This window comes from Pseudomonas sp. GD03862, from assembly GCF_029840855.1.
GTDB classification, from domain to species: Bacteria; Pseudomonadota; Gammaproteobacteria; order Pseudomonadales; family Pseudomonadaceae; genus Aquipseudomonas; species Aquipseudomonas alloputida.
In genome coordinates, this window is record NZ_JAOCDI010000056.1 from 1 (window position 1) to 17,703 (window position 17,703).

The 17,703-nt window shown below is 62.7% G+C and carries 12 protein-coding genes; 3 read left to right on the top strand and 9 right to left on the bottom strand.

What is annotated here, in order from left to right:
- Positions 1–383: 383 nt before the first annotated feature.
- The 8 genes from N5D53_RS24830 to N5D53_RS24865 all read right to left on the bottom strand — a co-directional run bounded on the left by N5D53_RS24830 (position 384) and on the right by N5D53_RS24865 (position 12,739).
- Positions 384–1,157, bottom strand: a complete 774-nt coding sequence (locus N5D53_RS24830; protein ID WP_003250095.1) for an enoyl-CoA hydratase — start codon at positions 1,155–1,157, stop codon at positions 384–386.
- 13 nt (positions 1,158–1,170) lie between these two features.
- Entirely contained in the window at positions 1,171–2,298 is a 1,128-nt protein-coding gene (locus tag N5D53_RS24835; protein ID WP_104962168.1) for an acyl-CoA dehydrogenase, read from the bottom strand.
- An 8-nt stretch (positions 2,299–2,306) separates the two neighbouring features.
- Positions 2,307–3,500 carry an acetyl-CoA C-acyltransferase gene (locus N5D53_RS24840; protein WP_274146510.1) on the bottom strand — a complete coding sequence of 398 codons (1,194 nt, stop codon included), beginning with the start codon at positions 3,498–3,500 and terminating at the stop codon, positions 2,307–2,309.
- 11 nt (positions 3,501–3,511) lie between these two features.
- Positions 3,512–4,279, bottom strand: a complete 768-nt coding sequence (locus N5D53_RS24845) for an SDR family NAD(P)-dependent oxidoreductase (RefSeq protein WP_190869081.1) — start codon at positions 4,277–4,279, stop codon at positions 3,512–3,514.
- 13 nt (positions 4,280–4,292) lie between these two features.
- Positions 4,293–5,939, bottom strand: a complete 1,647-nt coding sequence (locus N5D53_RS24850; protein WP_190869080.1) for an AMP-binding protein — start codon at positions 5,937–5,939, stop codon at positions 4,293–4,295.
- A gap of 122 nt (positions 5,940–6,061) precedes the next feature.
- The gene (locus tag N5D53_RS24855) at positions 6,062–10,507 is read right to left on the bottom strand and encodes an NEL-type E3 ubiquitin ligase domain-containing protein (RefSeq protein ID WP_190869079.1); all 4,446 of its coding nucleotides are present in this window, start codon (positions 10,505–10,507) and stop codon (positions 6,062–6,064) included.
- A gap of 145 nt (positions 10,508–10,652) precedes the next feature.
- On the bottom strand, positions 10,653–11,675 hold the full coding sequence (locus N5D53_RS24860) for an AraC family transcriptional regulator (RefSeq protein ID WP_020192118.1): 1,023 nt from the start codon (positions 11,673–11,675) through the stop codon (positions 10,653–10,655).
- 200 nt (positions 11,676–11,875) lie between these two features.
- A complete protein-coding gene (locus N5D53_RS24865; RefSeq protein ID WP_010953192.1) occupies positions 11,876–12,739 on the bottom strand; it encodes a LysR substrate-binding domain-containing protein in 864 nt (287 codons plus the stop codon).
- A 112-nt stretch (positions 12,740–12,851) separates the two neighbouring features.
- Between N5D53_RS24865 and N5D53_RS24870 the strand changes: the two genes are divergently transcribed.
- Positions 12,852–13,958, top strand: a complete 1,107-nt coding sequence (locus tag N5D53_RS24870) for a 2-aminoethylphosphonate--pyruvate transaminase (RefSeq protein ID WP_129933881.1) — start codon at positions 12,852–12,854, stop codon at positions 13,956–13,958.
- A gap of 34 nt (positions 13,959–13,992) precedes the next feature.
- The gene (gene phnX, locus N5D53_RS24875; RefSeq protein ID WP_003250077.1) at positions 13,993–14,820 is read left to right on the top strand and encodes a phosphonoacetaldehyde hydrolase; all 828 of its coding nucleotides are present in this window, start codon (positions 13,993–13,995) and stop codon (positions 14,818–14,820) included.
- 323 nt (positions 14,821–15,143) lie between these two features.
- Here the strand turns inward: phnX and N5D53_RS24880 are convergent, their stop codons facing one another.
- Complete coding sequence (locus N5D53_RS24880; RefSeq protein WP_070384147.1) at positions 15,144–16,208, bottom strand: AI-2E family transporter; 1,065 nt, start codon at positions 16,206–16,208, stop codon at positions 15,144–15,146.
- Positions 16,209–16,340: 132 nt separating this feature from the next.
- Here N5D53_RS24880 and yegQ point away from each other — a divergent pair, with 132 nt between their 5' ends.
- Positions 16,341–17,675: a tRNA 5-hydroxyuridine modification protein YegQ gene (yegQ, locus tag N5D53_RS24885; protein ID WP_049587511.1), complete on the top strand. Its 1,335-nt coding sequence runs from the start codon at positions 16,341–16,343 to the stop codon at positions 17,673–17,675.
- Positions 17,676–17,703 lie beyond the last annotated feature (28 nt).

Sequence of the window (17,703 nt, forward strand, 5' to 3'; positions counted from 1 at the left end):
GATGTGGGCATTCACATCGAGTAGGTATTCATTCACGCAGGTGGCGCATAGTCACCTTTCCGCCCTTACGGCGGGTCACTTTTTGTCAAACGCGACAAAAAGTAACCAAAAAACGCTGCGCTCCCATCATCCGGCCCCTGCGCTACGCTCCGGGGTTCCCTCGCTACGGTCTTGCTCCCGGGAGTACGCGCTGCAGGCCCCATCCATGGGGCCTCAGCGCTTGACGGGCATCCATGCCCGTCACCTCCCTCCGCAAGCCCTACGCTCGGCCTCCTGAAGTCGCAATCTGCGTCGCCTGAACTATCGCGCACTTAGAAGCAAAAGCCACAGCAACGGCAACGGCAACGGCAACGGCAACGGCAACGGCAACGAACCGAGTCTGATCAACGGTCCTTGAACTGTGCCTCGCGCTTGGCGATGAATGCGGCCATGCCTTCTTTCTGGTCTTCGGTGGAGAACGCCGCATGGAAGACCCGACGCTCAAAGCGAACCCCCTCGCTGAGGGTGACTTCAAATGCTCGGTTGACGCTCTCCTTGACCATCATGCTCACCGGAATCGACTTGCTGGCAATGGTCGCCGCGACCTTCAGCGCCTCTTCCACCAGCTCTGCCTGCGGCACGATCCGCGCCACCAGGCCTGCACGCTCGGCTTCCTCCGCGCCCATCAGGCGGCCGGTCAGGCAAAGCTCCATGGCCTTCGCCTTGCCCACCGCACGCGTCAGGCGCTGGGTACCGCCCATGCCCGGCAGCACGCCCAGGTTGATTTCCGGTTGACCAAATTTGGCATTGTCCGCAGCGAGGATAAAGTCGCACATCATCGCCAGCTCACAGCCGCCGCCCAAGGCAAATCCAGACACAGCAGCAATGATCGGCTTACGGCGATTGGCAATGCGGTCGGCGTCGCTGAACAGGTCGTCGACGTAGATCTGCGGGTATTGCAGCTCGGCCATTTCCTTGATGTCCGCGCCAGCGGCAAAGGCTTTGGCCGAGCCTGTCAGCACCACGCAGCCGATGTTCGGGTCGCGCTCGAGCTGGTCCAGAGCCTGGTTGATCTCGCCGACAATCTGCGCGTTCAGCGCATTGAGCGCCTGCGGGCGGTTGAGGGTGATCAGGCCAACCTTGCCGTGGATGTCCAACAGGATGGTTTCGAATGCCATGCAGTCTGCTCCTTCAAAGATTGCGCGCAATGACCATGCGCTGAATGTCGCTGGTGCCTTCGTAGATCTGGCAAACCCGAACGTCGCGGTAGATCCGCTCCAGCGGGAAGTCACTCAGATAGCCATAACCGCCCAGGGTCTGCAAGGCGTCCGAACAGACCTTTTCGGCCATTTCCGAGGCAAACAGCTTGGCCATCGACGCTTCCACCAGCGCCGGGCGCCCCGCATCACGAAGGGCAGCGGCGTGCAATACCATCTGCCGGGCAACGGAAATTTTCGTTGCCATGTCAGCCAGGCGAAACGCCACGGCCTGGTGCTCGATCAGCGGTTTGCCAAAGCTCTGGCGCTCGTTGGCGTAGTCGCGCGCCACTTCGAACGCCGCGCGGGCCATACCCACCGCTTGCGAGGCGATGCCGATACGGCCGCCTTCAAGGTTGGCCAGGGCGATCTTGTAGCCTTCACCCTCCGCGCCCAGCCGGTTGGCCACTGGCACGTGCACATTGTCGAAAACGATCTGGCAGGTGTCGGAGGCGTGCTGGCCGAGTTTGTCCTCGACCCGCGCAACCTGATAGCCCGGCGAATCGGTCGGCACGATGAAGGCGCTGATGCCACGCTTGCCGGCATCCGGGTCGGTGACTGCAAACACGATCACGACGCCGGCGTTCTGCCCCGAGGTAATGAACTGCTTGCTGCCATTGAGCACGTAATGGTCGCCTTCCAGGCGGGCGCGGGTCTTCAGGCTGCTGGCATCGGAGCCAGCCTGCGGCTCGGTCAGGGCGAAAGCACCGAGCATCGCACCTGTCGCCAGCGGGGTGAGGAACTGTTCTTTCTGCTGCTCGTTGCCGAAGCGCAGGATCGGCACGCAACCCACCGAGTTGTGCACGCTCATGATGGTCGAGCAGGCGCCATCGCCCGCAGCGATTTCCTCCAAGGCCATGGCATAGGCCACATAACCGGTGTCGCTACCACCCCACTGCTCCGGCACCAGCATGCCGAACAGGCCCAGTTCGGCCATCTCGTCGATGGCCTCTTTCGGGAAGCGATGTTCCTTGTCCCATTGCTCGGCAAACGGTCTCAGGCGCTCCTGAGCGAAGGCACGTACCGCGTCGGCGATCTGTTGTTGCTCGTCATTTACCAGCATGGTTCACCTCAGTACAGGCATTCAACAGCCATGGCCGTGGCCTCGCCACCGCCGATGCAGATGGCCGCCACACCCCGACGCAGATTGTTCTGGCGCAAGGCCGACAACAGGGTGACCAGAATACGTGCGCCAGAAGCGCCGATCGGGTGACCGAGGGCGCAAGCGCCGCCGTGGATATTGACCTTGTCGTGTGGCAGATCGAGGTGTTTCATGGCCGCCAGGGTGACCACGGCGAAGGCCTCGTTGATCTCGAACAGGTCGACTTCGGCCAGGTTCCAGCCGGTGCGTTTCATCAGTTTGTCGATAGCGCCGATCGGGGCAGTCGGGAACAGCGCCGGGGTGTCGGCAAAGGCGGCGTGGCCGTGGATGACGGCCAATGGCTTGAGGCCACGTTTGTCGGCCTCGGAGCGGCGCATCAGTACCAGCGCCGCAGCGCCGTCGGAAATCGAACTGGCGTTGGCCGCCGTCACGGTGCCGCCTTCACGAAACGCCGGTTTGAGCTGCGCAATCTTGTCCAGACGCGCCTTGGGCGGCTGCTCGTCATCCTTGATGACGCGCTTTTCCTTGCCCTCGGTAACTTCCACCGGCACGATCTCGGCGGCAAAACGGCCGCTGCTGATCGCTTCCTGCGCTCGGGTCAGCGAGGCGATGGCGAACTGGTCCTGGGCCTCGCGGCTGAAGGCATTGGCCTGGGCACAGTCCTCGGCAAAGGTACCCATCAGGCGGCCTTTGTCGTAGGCGTCTTCGAGGCCGTCCATGAACATGTGGTCGATGATCTTGCCGTGGCCCATGCGGTAGCCGCCACGGGCTTTGTCCAGCAGGTACGGCGCGTTGGTCATGCTTTCCATGCCACCCGCCACTACCACGTCTGCGGTGCCGGCCAGCAGCAGGTCATGGGCCATGATCGCGGCTTGCATACCCGAGCCGCACATCTTGTTCAGGGTGGTGCAGGTAGTGTGCTTGTCCAGCCCGGCGCCCAGCGCGGCCTGGCGTGCCGGTGCCTGGCCCTGGCCGGCCGGCAGCACGCAACCGAACAGTACCTGCTCGACACAGGCGGCATCGATGCCGGCACGTTCCACGGCAGCACGAATGGCGGCGCTGCCCAGTTGCGGCGCAGTCAGGCTCTTGAGGTCGCCCTGCAACCCGCCCATGGGCGTGCGCACGGCGCTGACGATAACGATGGGGTCATTGGCGAGGGTCATGTTCGCTCTCCTTACTTGGCAGCCATGCGCAGCGCACCGTCGAGGCGGATGACCTCACCGTTGAGCATGCTGTTCTCGATGATGTGGCGGGCCAGCGCGGCGTATTCCTGCGGGCGGCCCAAGCGGGGCGGGAACGGTACGCCGGCAGACAGTGAAGCACGTACCTCATCGCTCATGCCGGCCATCATAGGGGTTTCAAAGATGCCCGGAGCGATGGTCATCACGCGGATGCCGAAGCGTGCCAGTTCGCGCGCGGCCGGCAAGGTCAGGCTGGCAATGGCCCCCTTGGAGGCAGCGTAGGCGGCCTGGCCAATCTGGCCGTCATAGGCGGCAATGGAGGCCGTGTTGATGATGACCCCACGCTCGCCGCTCTCATCCGCAGCCCCTTCGGCCATGGCCGCCGCAGCCAGACGCAACAGGTTGAAGCTGCCGATCAGGTTGACGTTGATGACCTTGGCGAAGCTGGCCAGGCCATGCGGGCCCTGCTTGCCCAGCACCTTCTCGGCACCGACGATGCCGGCACAATTGACCAACCCATGCAAGCTGCCAAAGGCACTGACAGCTGCATCGACAGCCGACTGGGCTGCCTGCTCGTCACTGATATCAGCCACGGCGAAACGGGCGTTGTCGCCCAGCTCGCGGGCCTTGGCTTCGACAGCCTGGGCATTGAGGTCGACCAGCATGACCTTGGCGCCAGCCTCGACCAGCATCTGTGCAGTCGCGGCACCCAGCCCGGAAGCGGCGCCGCTGACGATGAAATGTTTATTGGCTATGTGCATGAGTACTTTCCTTTCAGACGCTGGCAGGGGTGGCCTGTTGCGCTTGTTGTTTGGCGACTTCCTGGTTGCGCAGGATGAAGCGTTGCAGCTTGCCGCTCGGGGTCTTGGGCAGCTCGCTGACGAATTCGATTTCCCTGGGGTAGGCATGCGCGTAGAGGCGCTGGCGCACGTGCTGGCGCAAGGTTTCTTCCAGCTCGACGCTGCCGGCGTAGCCGCTGGCCAATACCACGAACGCCTTGATCAGCTCGGTGCGCTCCAGGTCGGGCTTGCCGATCACCGCTGCCTCGATCACCGCCGGGTGCTCGATCAACGCGCTTTCCACATCGAACGGCCCCACCCGGTAACCGGAGGTGGTGATCACGTCGTCGCTACGGCCAACGAAGCTGATGCTGCCATCCGGGTTCAGCTCGACAGTGTCGCCGCTGAGGTAGTACTTGCCGACGAAGGCTTTGGTCGGCAGGCCGTGGTAACCGCCGAACCAGCACAGCGGCGACTGCTCACGGTCAACGGCGAGGATGCCTGGCTGGCCGGCTGGCAGTTCGTTGCCCTGCTCGTCCACCACCACGATGCGGTGGCCGGGGATGGCATAGCCGGCAGAACCCAGGTGCACCGGGTGCTGCAGGCCATGGTGGTTGCACAGCACCATGCCCAGTTCGGTCTGGCCGTAGTGATCGTGAATGGTCACGCCCAGCTCGTCGGCGAACCAGCGGATCACCTCGGGGTTAAGCGGTTCGCCGGCACTGCTGACCACCCGCAGGCGGCCCTTGATCGGTGCCGAGAAATCTTTGCCCGCCGCAATCAGCAAGCGATACGCGGTCGGCGAACCGGCCAGGTTGGTGATGCCCAGCTTGTCGATCACCCGGGCGCAGCTCTCGACGCTGAACGGGCCATCGTAGAACGTGGTGGCGTGCCCCAGCGACAACGGACCGGTAACGGCGTAATACAAGCCGTAAGCCCAACCCGGGTCGGCCAGGTTCCAGAAGTTGTCCTCGGGCAGCAGCTCGATGGCATCACGCATGTAGCCCTGAAACGCGACGATCGCACGCAGTGGCACTTCCAGGGGTTTTGCCGGGCCTGTGGTTCCGGAAGTGAACATCAGCAGGAATGGATCGTTGCCTGAGCGCATCACCGGCTTACATACGTCCGCTGCGCGCTCCAGGCATTGCTGGAAGTCCAGCTCACCACTGCGGGCTCTGACAGTGATGATGGTCGGGCAGGCGTGCACATCGTCCAGCTTGGCGCGGTTGTGGCTATCGGTGACCACCACTCGGGCATGGGATTGCTCAAGCCGGTGCTCGATGGCCTTGGGGCCGAACGCGGTGAACAAAGGCTGGTAAACCGCCCCGAGGCGCCAGGTAGCGAGGATGGTCACCAGCAGTTCAGGGGTACGCGGCATCAAGCCGGCAACCCGGTCTCCGGCGCCTACCCCCTGCGCCTTTAACACATTGGCGAACCGGGCAGCCTGCACCTGAAGCTGATCGAAGCTATAGCGCGCGCTGTTACCATCGCGGTCCTCATGAATCAGTGCCAGCCTGCCGTCACCGGCATGCCGGTCACAGCATTCGACACAGGCATTAAGGGCTTCAAGGTTGCCGTGCAATGCCGTCACAACGGCCTGGTCATGGTCGAACGTACGAGCGGCCTCGGCGTAATCGCGCATCATCGGACTCCTGGTTTCTTGTTTTTGGAGTTGAAGCATCGGTCCGACGATGTTCGCGCCGCTCATGCGCGGCGGCAATGGCCAAAGCTGTCAATCTGGATGACTGGTTTGGCCGCCGCTAATCACCCCTCTGCGCGCTCGGCTGCACGCAGGTAGGACTGGGTGAGCCCTGCGACCAGGCGCTCGATATCGAGGTCCTGCTGTGCCTGCAGCCGGTGTAGTTGCTGCTCGAAGGCCGCCGGCGCCAAGACAGGACGTTGAGCCTGCAGCTCAAGCGTGCGCCGAGTGTAATCCGCACTGAGGGCATCGAACATTTGGTCATGTTGCTGGCGCAGATATCGGCGCCAGAACGCGCGCTGGCTCAGGCTATCGGTCAGGCCCTCGATGGTCTGCGCGCGTGTAACCCGCAGAAATGCATCCTCTACCTGGGCCTGTGTCAGCGCGACAGCATCGGGATAGCGCATGGCATATGGCTGGTTGGGCAGCCGCAACCGGCTACGAAGTTGCACCCTGTAAGCCAGCCCCAATGCCAACTGGTCAATATGTTCACTGGCAGCCAGACGCTGCCGGCCATCCTGGTAGGCAATCCCTTCCAGTTGATCCAGCCGGAACAGTTGCCTGCCCAGTTCAAGCAACTCGCCCCTGCGTTCAGGGTTGACTGCGGCGGCTTCGGCCTGCGCCTGCCTCACCAATACCTGCAATGCACTGAAATGGCTGGCAACGGCGTCCGAACATGACAGCGGCAGGCCGGCCCGCTCAAAGATCCGCCGGCACAGCACCGGGTCGCCGTCCAGCGTAGCCAGCAGTGTCCATACCCCGTCAACCAGCGCATCCCGCCCTTCACCCGCTTGGCTGTAGTCCGCAGTCATCTCCAGGCGAGCCAACAACCTGAACAACCCGCTGCTACCCGCTTGCGCCAGCAACCGCAGCCACACGGCCTCACGCTCGGCCTGAACCGTCGCATCCGTATGGCCTACCCAACGCGTACGGGCCCTGGCCAGGTCAACTGACCCCAACTGCTCAGGTGAGTGCCGGTGTTCTTCGATCACATCGAGGGCATACAACCTTCGTTGCTGCATGACCGACAAGGGGTTGTCCTCCATCAGAATGGCCTGTCGAAATGCATAAGGCATCAGCTGGATCTCGGTGGGCACCTCGCGGAGTTGGTTGCTGCGCAAGTCAGCACGTTCAAGTAGACCACAGAGCTCCAGGCGACGCGGCCAGCTGCCCAGCCGACAATGACGCAGGTTCAGGCTTGTCAGCCGAGAAAGTTGGTGGAAACTCATGTCCAGCGCTTCCAGCCGGTTATGACTGAGATCAAGATGCACAAGGTTGGACAAACCATGCAGAACGCTGATCGCCTGGGCGTCGAGGCGTATCTCGTTATGCGCCAACCGAAGCGATTGAAGAGTCGGTAAATGGGCAATGCCTGTTGGTAGACGCATCAACGCGTTGTTGTTGAGGTTAAGGTGCGTCAGGGCAGTGAAGGGGCGAAGGAAGTCAACCGGTATGTCAGTAATCCGGGTGTCGTTCACGCTCAGCAGGGTAATGCGATGGAAATCGATGTTCGGCGGCAGTGCCGGCAGTGTGCGCAAACTCAAACCGCTCATCGACAAGCGCTGCCCCTGTGTTTGCCCCTCGCCGGCCGAAACAGGCTCGCCCTGCAGTCGCCAGGCTCGCAGGATGCTGTCGGCCGTCAACCTGCGGGCGGCGCGTCGACCCTCCTGCAACTCGGCACCGACCCAGCGGTTGAGGTATAGCACCAGCTGGTCATGTGCTTCCTGCAGTTCTACCAGGCGCTCGAAGACTGGCTGCGGGCCTTGTTGCACACGCGCCAGCTCCACATCGAGCGCGGCCTCGTCCAGGCCAGGATAAAGCGATCGTAGCTGATCGCGAATGATCGCTCGCTCATCCCTGGGAGCAGCGCCAGGGCGGCCACTGAGCGGGTATCCCACGCGCCCATCGTCCATGCGACGCCCTGGATTGAGCCAGGCCTGCTCCTCTGGCCAGCCGAGCATGCGCGCGATATCCCAATGGGTAGCGGGTAACCGCGCCAGAAGCTTCTCACGCAGCTGGCTCGCCGCCGCACTGCCCACCAGTTGCATCGCTGCCCGCTGCTCTGATGTCAGTGCGGCAAAAAGCGCCTCGAAGATACATCCCGGCTCGTCAGCGATAAGCACGTGTGGCACACCTGACCCGTTGTAGATCAGAAACCTGCCTTCATGCCGGACCACTATTCTTCTTGCCTCGGTTCGCCCGCCGCTACCGAGGCGCCTGATAGACCGCCCATCCAGCCCGCGGTCGCGCAAGTCGAGGTCAAGTTGCTCGAGTTCGAAGCTATCCAGCAACGCAAGGGCCAACTCGCCGGTGACATCACTGTACGCCGTGCTCAGATACAACCCCGCCAGCCCCCGGCTCAGGCGAGCCAGACGCAAGAGCGAACGGGCGTTCTTCGCGCACGGCAATGGCAGCCGCCGCTCGACCCGCGCCATTTGGTGCTCAAGCTCATGCGCCTGGCCGGTTACTTCATTTATGTAGGCCGAAGGCAAACCCGGGAAGTCCCGTTTTACCAACATGCTCAGCGGGTCTGCTGCCAGTGACTGTTCTGTCAGGTGAGCAAACAATTGCGGCCGCAACCCGGCCTCATGCACTTGCATCTGCTCCAGTCCGGCGCCCACGCCTGGCCTTGCTTCACACCAGGCCAGCAGCTCACTGTCCGATGGCATCAACGCCTTCAGCCGAACACGCTGGAAAAACCTTTGAATGCGTGCATGCGCCTGGAAGGCGCGCAAGGTTTGGCCAAGGCTCACCGGCGCCGGGCGATTCTCCACGAGAACGCCGCGCAACAAGTCTGCATCGATACCTGCCACCCGCATTATCTGCTCGGCCTGATGCGCGTCGACAGGGGACAGCTGTGGCCATAATGCATCCAGCATGCGGGCAGGCGCCTGCCAGCTTAAGGGTTGTTCACGCATCAGCTGCCAGCCACGCTCACCGTTGTGCAACACGACCGGCCCGTAGCCACCCTCACTCGCTGCATGGCGCAGGCGATAGGGGCCATCGGCGACGGGTTGATGCACTTCGAGGTAACGTCCATCGATACGGACCCAGCGGCGGCCCGCCTCGCCACTGCGCTCCTCCTCGAGCAGATCGACAGGGCCCGGCAATGATCGATAATTCCTGGCGTTGAACTGCCACAGCCGACCGCGCCCATTCCCAAGGCTTACCGGCTCCAGGCCCGCGACAAACGCACTGCGCACAAAACTGACACCCGCCACCGTCGCCGCGGTAGCCGCCAAGGTTTCGGCGACCCCCAGCAGATGCTGCAGCGCTTCGTGTTGGTGCCCCTTCGACCAATCCCTCATCCCTTCGAACACTTCAGCGCACGTCTGGGCAACCACCTGCCCCAGCAGCACGCCCCCCACAGCCGGGATGAAAAGGCCGGCGAGGTTTACCAGGTCCAGACCTGCAGCCTTCCACTCAGCGTGTCTGGCGCTAATCGCCCGGCTATCAGCGTCAGCGGTCGGTACCAGCAGCAACCGGGCATCTTCCTTGACCCGTTGCACTTGCCGAGTCGCCAGTTGCGTGAAAACCCCTCCTTCAGGTGTTTCACCCTCAAGCTCCAGGTCCGGCAGCTTGTCTTTCAGGCGCTTGCCGAGGGTACTGACAAAAGCTGCACGGTGCTCAAGGCTGATGAGCTGTGTGAAGTACTGCCAGTAACCGTGATCTTGCAACAACATCGCCACGGTACTGTTCATGGAGGCGGCATTGTCGAAGAACCGCAATGCCTGCCGGGGATCACCAGGCAGGTAAAGCACGATGCCCCGTTCATTTCCCGCCTTGTCATGCAGGTGGATCAGCAAGCCATCGACCACAGGTCTCCCTATTGCCCTCAACAGCATGGGCTTGCCTTCGAGGCCTTGTTGTCGCCGTTCCTGAGCGGGGTCCACCACCTCACGCAAGGCAAGCTGCACATCGACGCTTATGTTTCCCTGCAAAGCCGCAAGCTCGGTCGCCAGCTTCAACCCCGAACGTTTGTCTTCAGCCAGCACCGCCTGGGTAGCTGGCGGGAAGATCCTTTGCAACGCGTCCTGATAACGCTGACCAACGTCCAGATTGCGACAGGCCGTAATCATTGCTTCCAGCGATGCATTCAATGGTTTATCGCTGCCTGGCAAAACCAGCCCCGTGCCCTCGTAGTAGCGGGTATTCGCAGCAAAGTTGCGCATCAGCCGCAGTAACCCGTTCTCACGCGCCTGGCTGTACCCGTATGTCTGTTGCAAGGTACCTGGCAGTGTGCCGAAGCGTGGCGCCACCCGCAGCCACTCGAGCTGGGCAAATACCTGCCCGTCCGGCAACGGTGCATCCAGCAACGCCGCCAGGTGCTTCTCGGCAAACTGCTGGAGCGGCAGTAACTCAAGCGTCAGGCCACTCAAGCGTGCCTGGCTGGCGTGGTGCACGTTCAGGCTGGTGCGCAGGGTGTTGATCTGGCCCCTTGACGCGCGTTTGAGCCACTCAGGTAATCGGGCACCGATGAAGGGGTCATGGTCAGTCGCATTGATAATCATGGTGGGCTCCACAGCTATTCGACGAAGCCAACCATGTTGTTCAAATGCCGGCCCAGGATGCAGAGGGAACGGGTTCGATCGGCGCCTGCTCGGTAAGCCTTCTGGGCCCGCGCGGTAATGCACTACGGCGGGAAGCGTTCGCCCTTCAGTGCCCTGCCCCTCGCGCCTGGATCAATGCCCGATAATGCCCCGGGTTGCAGCCGAACCACTTGCGAAATGCCTTATAGAACGAGCTGCTGTCGGCGAACCCCAAACGCTCGGCAAGCTCGCCCATGGCCACGTCTTCCTGGCTGAGCCAGGCGATCGCCAGCTCCCGTCGTACGCTGTCCTTCAAGCCCTGGTAGTTCTGCCCCTCTTCTGCCAGGCGCCGCCGCAGGGTCGATGGCGACAGGCACAGCTGCCGGGCCAGGCGGTCAGCATCGGGCCATTGCTCAGGGGCCAGGCGCAACAGGTCGGTGCGGATACGCCGCCCGAGGCTGGCCGGGTCACGGTACTTGACCAGGATATTGCCCGGCGCTTCGGCCAGAAAACGCTGCAGCTCCTCCTCGCTGCGCCGCAGGGGCAAGTCGAGGTATTGCGAAGCAATGATCATGCGTGTGCGTGGACGCTCAAAATGCAGGTTCTCCGAAAACATGACCCGGTAGTCGTCGCAAAAGGGTGGCTCGGCACAACGCAGATCAATGCTCAGAATCGGGATGCGCCGCCCGGCCAGCCAGCAGGTCACCCCATGCACGATCATCCAGAAGGTGAAATAGGTGAACGCGCGGCGCGGTTCGTCACGCGGCTCATTGATGACAATTTCGGCCAGGCCTTGCTGGCGCACCAGGCTGGGCTGCATGTCTTGAAGCATCAGCGACAGAAATGCCAGCGAGGTTTCCAGGCCTGCGCCCAGGGTCGGTTGGCCCATGCTGGCACGGCACATGAACGCCAGGCTGCCACTGCACAGACCGCGCGGGTCCATCGCGAAGAATTCGTCGTTGCAGCGCCGGGCCAGCAAGCGCCACAGGCGGGCATAGGACTCGGCACTGACCCTTGCCTCTGGCAGGTGCAATTGTTCAACGGCGATGCCCGCCCTGGCCAGCAAGCCACTGTCAGGCTCACCGGCAGGGCAGGTCTGCAACAGCGCTTCGCGCACCAGCTGCATGGAAATGGTGTCTTTGTCGCTCATCGACGGTCCTGTCGGCTGATTGCCGGCCATATTAGGGTCTGTATGAAAAGCCTTGAGACGAAGGTCAGGCAAGGCGAAAACAGCCGAGGAAGCGGAGTTTACGGGTTGTGAATGAGCATTCCGAGGCTGTTTTCAACGCAGCATCACCGAGTATCAAGGCTTTTCATACAGAGCCTAGGGTGCCCCGCAGCAAACAGCCATCATAGCCCCGCTGCCAGGCTCAGGAATGCCTGAATCAGGCGCAGTTCGCGACGACGCTCCAGGCAGCCGATCACGTGTTGGTTGACAAGGCCCTCGCCGGCCAACGGTCGTGCCACCACACGGGGATCATTGGCCACTTCAGTGGAAGAAACAACGCCAATCCCCAGCTGCGAGGCCACTGCCTCGGTTACCGCCTCCCGGCTGTCCAGCTCCAGCAATACACGCGGTTGCACGCCCGCCTTGATGCAGGCCTTGTCGAAGGTGCGCCGGGTGGTGGAGCTGGGTTCGCGCAGCACCATGATCTGCTGGTGCAGCGCGGCCAACGGCAAGTCCTCCCGCGCGCTGGCCCAGGCGTGCCCCACCGGTAACAGCGCACACAGGCGCGACTCACAGAGATTTTGCAGATGCAGCCCCTTGCGCGGCTCTATTTCGGTCAGCACCGCCACGTCGGCATGCTCGCCGAGCAGCGCAGCCAAGGTCTCCTGAGCATTGCCCAGGCGCAAGTTGACGGTGACGCCTGGGTACCGTTCACGCAGCAGCGCCAGCATCGGCATGACCCGGTGCGGGCCGTCGGCAGCTACCTCCAGGCGCCCGGTCAGCAACTGGCGGTTGGCCTCGAGCATGGCCTGCGCTTCTTCGGCCAGGCCGAACATGGCGCGGGTGATGGCCGCCAGGCGCGTGCCCTCTTCGGTCAGTTCCACGCGCCGTGCAGTACGCCGCAACAAGGTGATCTGGTAGTGCTCCTCCAGGGCCTTGACGTGCCCGGTCACCGCCGGCTGGCTGATGAACAGGCGCTCGGCAGCACGGGTAAAGCTGCCCTCACGGGCCACGGCGTCGAAGGCGCGTAGCTGGAACAGGTTCATATTCATCGGCCTGACTTATAGCTGGGATAACAACAAACAATTTGATTGATGGCAGCGCGAATTGCAACCTAGGCCCCGTAGTTTCAGCCCACCGCTTGTGAGGAATAACGGAATGAGCAATGCCCCGATTCTGCTGACCCCAGGTCCCCTGACCACATCAATCCGCACCCGCCAAGCCATGCTGGTGGACTGGGGCTCCTGGGACCGTGACTTCAACCAATTGACTGCCAGCGTCTGCGAACAACTGCTGGCCATCATCGACGGCGCCAGCAGCCACCACTGCGTGCCCCTGCAAGGCAGCGGTACCTTCGCCGTGGAAGCGGCCATCGGCACTTTGGTGCCACGCGATGGCAAGGTTCTGGTACTGATCAACGGCGCGTACGGCCAGCGCCTGGCGAAGATCTGCAAAGTGCTGGGTCGCACCTACAGCACCTTCGAAACGGCCGAAGACCAGCCGACCACCGCCGCCGACGTCGACCGGCTGCTGGCCGAAGACCCGGCCATCACCCATGTGGCGCTGATCCACTGCGAAACCAGCACCGGCATCCTCAACCCGCTGCCCGAGATCGCCCAGGTGATCAAACGCCATGGCAAGCGCCTGATCATCGATGCCATGAGCTCGTTCGGTGCACTGCCGATCGATGCCCGCGAAATCCCCTTCGAAGCACTGATCGCGGCCTCCGGAAAGTGCCTGGAAGGCGTACCCGGCATGGGCTTCGTCTTCGCCGAAAAAAACGCCCTGGCGGCCGCCGAAGGCAATGCCCACTCGCTGGCCATGGACCTGCACGACCAGCACGCATACTTGGCCAAGACCGGGCAATGGCGCTTCACCCCGCCTACCCACGTGGTCGCTGCACTGCACGAAGCACTGCAGCAATACAACGAGGAAGGTGGCCTTCCGGCCCGCCACCAGCGCTACGCAGACAACTGCAAGACGCTGCTCGATGGCATGGCAGCCATCGGCCTGCGCAGTTTCCTGCCTGCCGAGATCCAGGCGCCGATCATCGTCACCTTCCACGCCCCCACCGATGCCCGCTACCAGTTCAAGGACTTCTACGAGCGGGTCAAGGCCAAGGGTTTCATTCTCTACCCGGGCAAGTTGACCCAGGTCGAAACCTTCCGCGTCGGCTGTATCGGTGTGGTCGGGGCGGACGGCATGCAGGCCGCCGTGAATGCTGTGGCCGACGTGCTGCGGGAAATGGAAGTGCTGGACATCTGACGCTTTGCCCACCCGAACTCAGGAATTTGCGCACATGAACTACAACAACCCCACCCAATTGCAAGCCGCCATCCTCGACTGGGCTGGTACCGTGGTCGATTTCGGCTCATTCGCTCCCACCCAGATCTTTGTCGAGGCCTTTGCCGAGTTCGACGTGCAGGTGTCGATCGAGGAAGCCCGAGGCCCGATGGGCATGGGCAAATGGGACCATATCCGCACCCTGTGCGACGTACCGGAAATTGCCGAGCGCTACCGTAAGGTGTTCGGCCGTACCCCGACCGATGATGACGTCACCGCCATCTACAACCGCTTCATGCCGCTGCAGATCGAGAAGATCGCCGTGCACTCGGCACTGATCCCCGGTGCGCTGGACACCCTCACCGGTCTACGCCAGGACGGCCTGAAGATCGGCTCGTGCTCGGGTTACCCGAAAGTGGTGATGGACAAGGTGGTGGAACTGGCGGCGCAGAACGGCTACGTAGCCGACCATGTCGTGGCCACCGACGAAACCCCGAACGGCCGACCATGGCCGGCACAGGCCTTGGCCAACGTGATTGCGCTGGGGATTGACGATGTAGCGGCCTGCGTGAAGGTGGACGACACCGTGCCAGGCATTCTTGAAGGCCGCCGTGCCGGCATGTGGACCGTGGCGCTGGTCTGCTCGGGTAATGCCTTGGGCCTGACCTGGGAAGGCTTCCGGGCGTTGAGTGCCGAGAAACTGGAAAGCGAGCGCCAGCGCATCCATGCACTGTTTGCCGGCTCCCGCCCGCACTACCTGATCGACACCATCAACGACCTGCCCGAAGTGATTGCCGACATCAACCGGCGCCTGGCCAAGGGCGAGATGCCGCAAGCCTTCTGACCCCTGCGGTTTCGCTGTATGTGTGTCCGCCACCAATCTGTGTAGGAGCGGGTTTACCCGCGAATACGGTGGCGGCAGCAACGGTGAACGGCGGGTGGTAATTGGCCAGCAGGGCCGGCCCCTTCGCGGGTAAACCCGCTCCTACACGACGGTGCCCGCGCCCAACCATCGATGCGTGTCCACCCCCGATCCGGCGTAGGAGCGGGTTTACCCGCGAATACGGTAGCGGCGGCAACGGTGAATGGCGGGTGGTAATTGGCCAGCAGGGCCGGCCCTTTCGCGGGTGAACCCGCTCCTACGGCCGACAAACCTGAGCTAGAACGCTATTGTGGCAATTGCACCCGCGGTTTGGTCGCGGCAAAGATTGCCCAGCTGGAGACGAACAGCGCCGCGATCAATGGGCCGATCACGAAGCCGTTGAGGCCGAACACCGCCAGCCCGCCAAGGGTCGATACCAGGATCAGGTAGTCCGGCATGCGCGTATCCTTGCCCACCAGGATTGGCCGCAACACATTATCCACCAGGCCGATCACCAGCACCCCGAACGCGGTAAGCACCACCCCTTGCAGTATCGCCCCGGTCAGCAGGAAATACGCCGCCACCGGCGCCCAGATGATGCCCGCGCCCACCGCCGGCAGCAGCGACAGAAACGCCATCAGCACCGCCCACACCAACGCACTCGGGATATCCAGCACCCAGAAAATAAAGCCTCCCAACGCACCTTGGGTAATAGCCACCAGCACGTTGCCCTTCACCGTCGCCCTCACCACACGATTGAACTTCAACTGCAAACGACGCTTCTGGTGCTCGGGCAGCGGGACGGCCATCCGCACCCGGCGCGCAACTTCCGGGCCATCACGCAGGAAAAAGAACAGCAGGTACATCATGATGCCGAAACTGATCAGAAACTCGAATGTGCCCTGGCCAAAGCTGAACGCCTGGCTGGCCAATACCTGGCTACCCTGGGTTGCCCACTTGGTGATCTTGTCACGCAAACCGTCAAGGTTACCCATGCCCATGTTGTCCAGCCCACGCTGGACGAATGCCGGGAGCATGTCCTTGCCGCGCTCGACGTAACCGGCAATGTCCAGCTGCCCGCTTTCGATGCGCTGGTACAGCGTGGCGCCCTCTTGCACCAGCAGGGCGCTGATGATGATCACCGGCAGGATCGCCACAAGCAGGCACACCAGCGTGGACGTGGCCGCGGCAAGGTTACGCCGCCGCCCGCAGCGGATCAGCAAGTGACGCTGCAGCGGGGCGAACAGGATGCCGAGGATCACCGCCCAGAAGATTGCGCCGTAGTACGGCAGAAGAATCCAGAAGAAGGCAATGGTCACCAACGCCAAGAGTACTGCCAGGGCCTTGTTCTGTAGCGCGGTTTCGTTCATCGCAGTTCCTCAAATGGCTTATGAGTGATTAGTGCACCGCGCCTGGACAAAAGTGCCGTGCTCACTTGACGCAAATCAATACGCACCTTGTCCATCGACCCTAGCATCCCCGCCTTTTGCCCCGGTGCGCACATGAACCCTACTGCCAAGCCCGAACTGCTGGCCCCCGCCGGCACCCTCAAGACCATGCGCTACGCGTTTGCCTACGGCGCCGATGCGGTCTACGCCGGCCAGCCGCGTTACAGCTTGCGGGTGCGCAACAACGAGTTCGATCACGCCAACCTGGCACTGGGGATCGAGGAGGCGCACGCCTTGGGCAAGCGCTTCTACGTGGTGGTCAACATCGCCCCGCACAATGCCAAGCTCAAGACCTTCCTCAAGGACCTGGCACCCGTGATCGAGATGGCGCCGGACGCGCTGATCATGTCCGACCCCGGCCTGATCATGCTGGTGCGCCAGCACTTCCCACAGATGCCGGTGCACCTGTCGGTGCAGGCCAACACCGTCAACTGGGCCAGCGTGCAGTTCTGGCAGCAACTTGGCCTGAGCCGGGTGATCCTGTCGCGGGAGCTGTCGCTGGACGAAATCGAGGAAATCCGCCAGCAGGTGCCGGGCATGGAACTGGAAGTGTTCGTGCACGGCGCCCTGTGCATGGCCTATTCCGGCCGTTGCCTGCTGTCGGGCTACCTCAACAAGCGTGACGCCAACCAGGGCACCTGCACCAATGCCTGCCGCTGGAAGTACGACGCCACGCCGGCCACCGAGAACGCCACCGGTGACATCGTGCGCCAAGTGCAGCCCACCCTGGGCCTGGGTGCACCCACCGACCAAGTGTTCCTGCTGCAGGAAAGCAACCGCCCCGGCACTGAAATGCCGGCGTTCGAGGACGAACACGGCACCTACATCATGAACGCCAAGGACCTGCGCGCCATCCAGCACGTCGAGCGCCTGGCCTTGATGGGCGTGCATTCGCTGAAGATCGAGGGCCGCACCAAATCGCACTTCTACTGTGCCCGCGCGGTACAGTCGTATCGCCAGGCGATCGACGACGCGGTGGCCGGGCGACCATTCGACCGCGCCCTGATGGGCAACCTCGAATCCCTGGCGCAACGCGGTTACACCGAAGGTTTCCTGCGCCGCCACGTGCACGACGAGTACCAGAACTACCAGCGCGGCAACTCGGTGTCCGAGCGCCAGCAATTCGTAGGCGAACTGACTGGCGTGCGCGTCGACGGCCTGGCCGAGGTCAAGGTGAAGAACCGCTTCGCCGTGGGCGACCATCTGGAGCTGATGACCCCGCGCGGTAACTACCACTTCGACCTGCACCGCCTGTGCAACCGCCAGCAGCACGCCATCGAGGTCGCACCGGGCGATGGCCATGTGGTGTATCTGCCGATCCCGGAACAGGTTGCCCTCGACTACGGCCTGCTGATGCGCGACCTGCGCATCGACGAAGCAGCAAGCTGACAACACTGTAATGTGCACCTCAGCTACC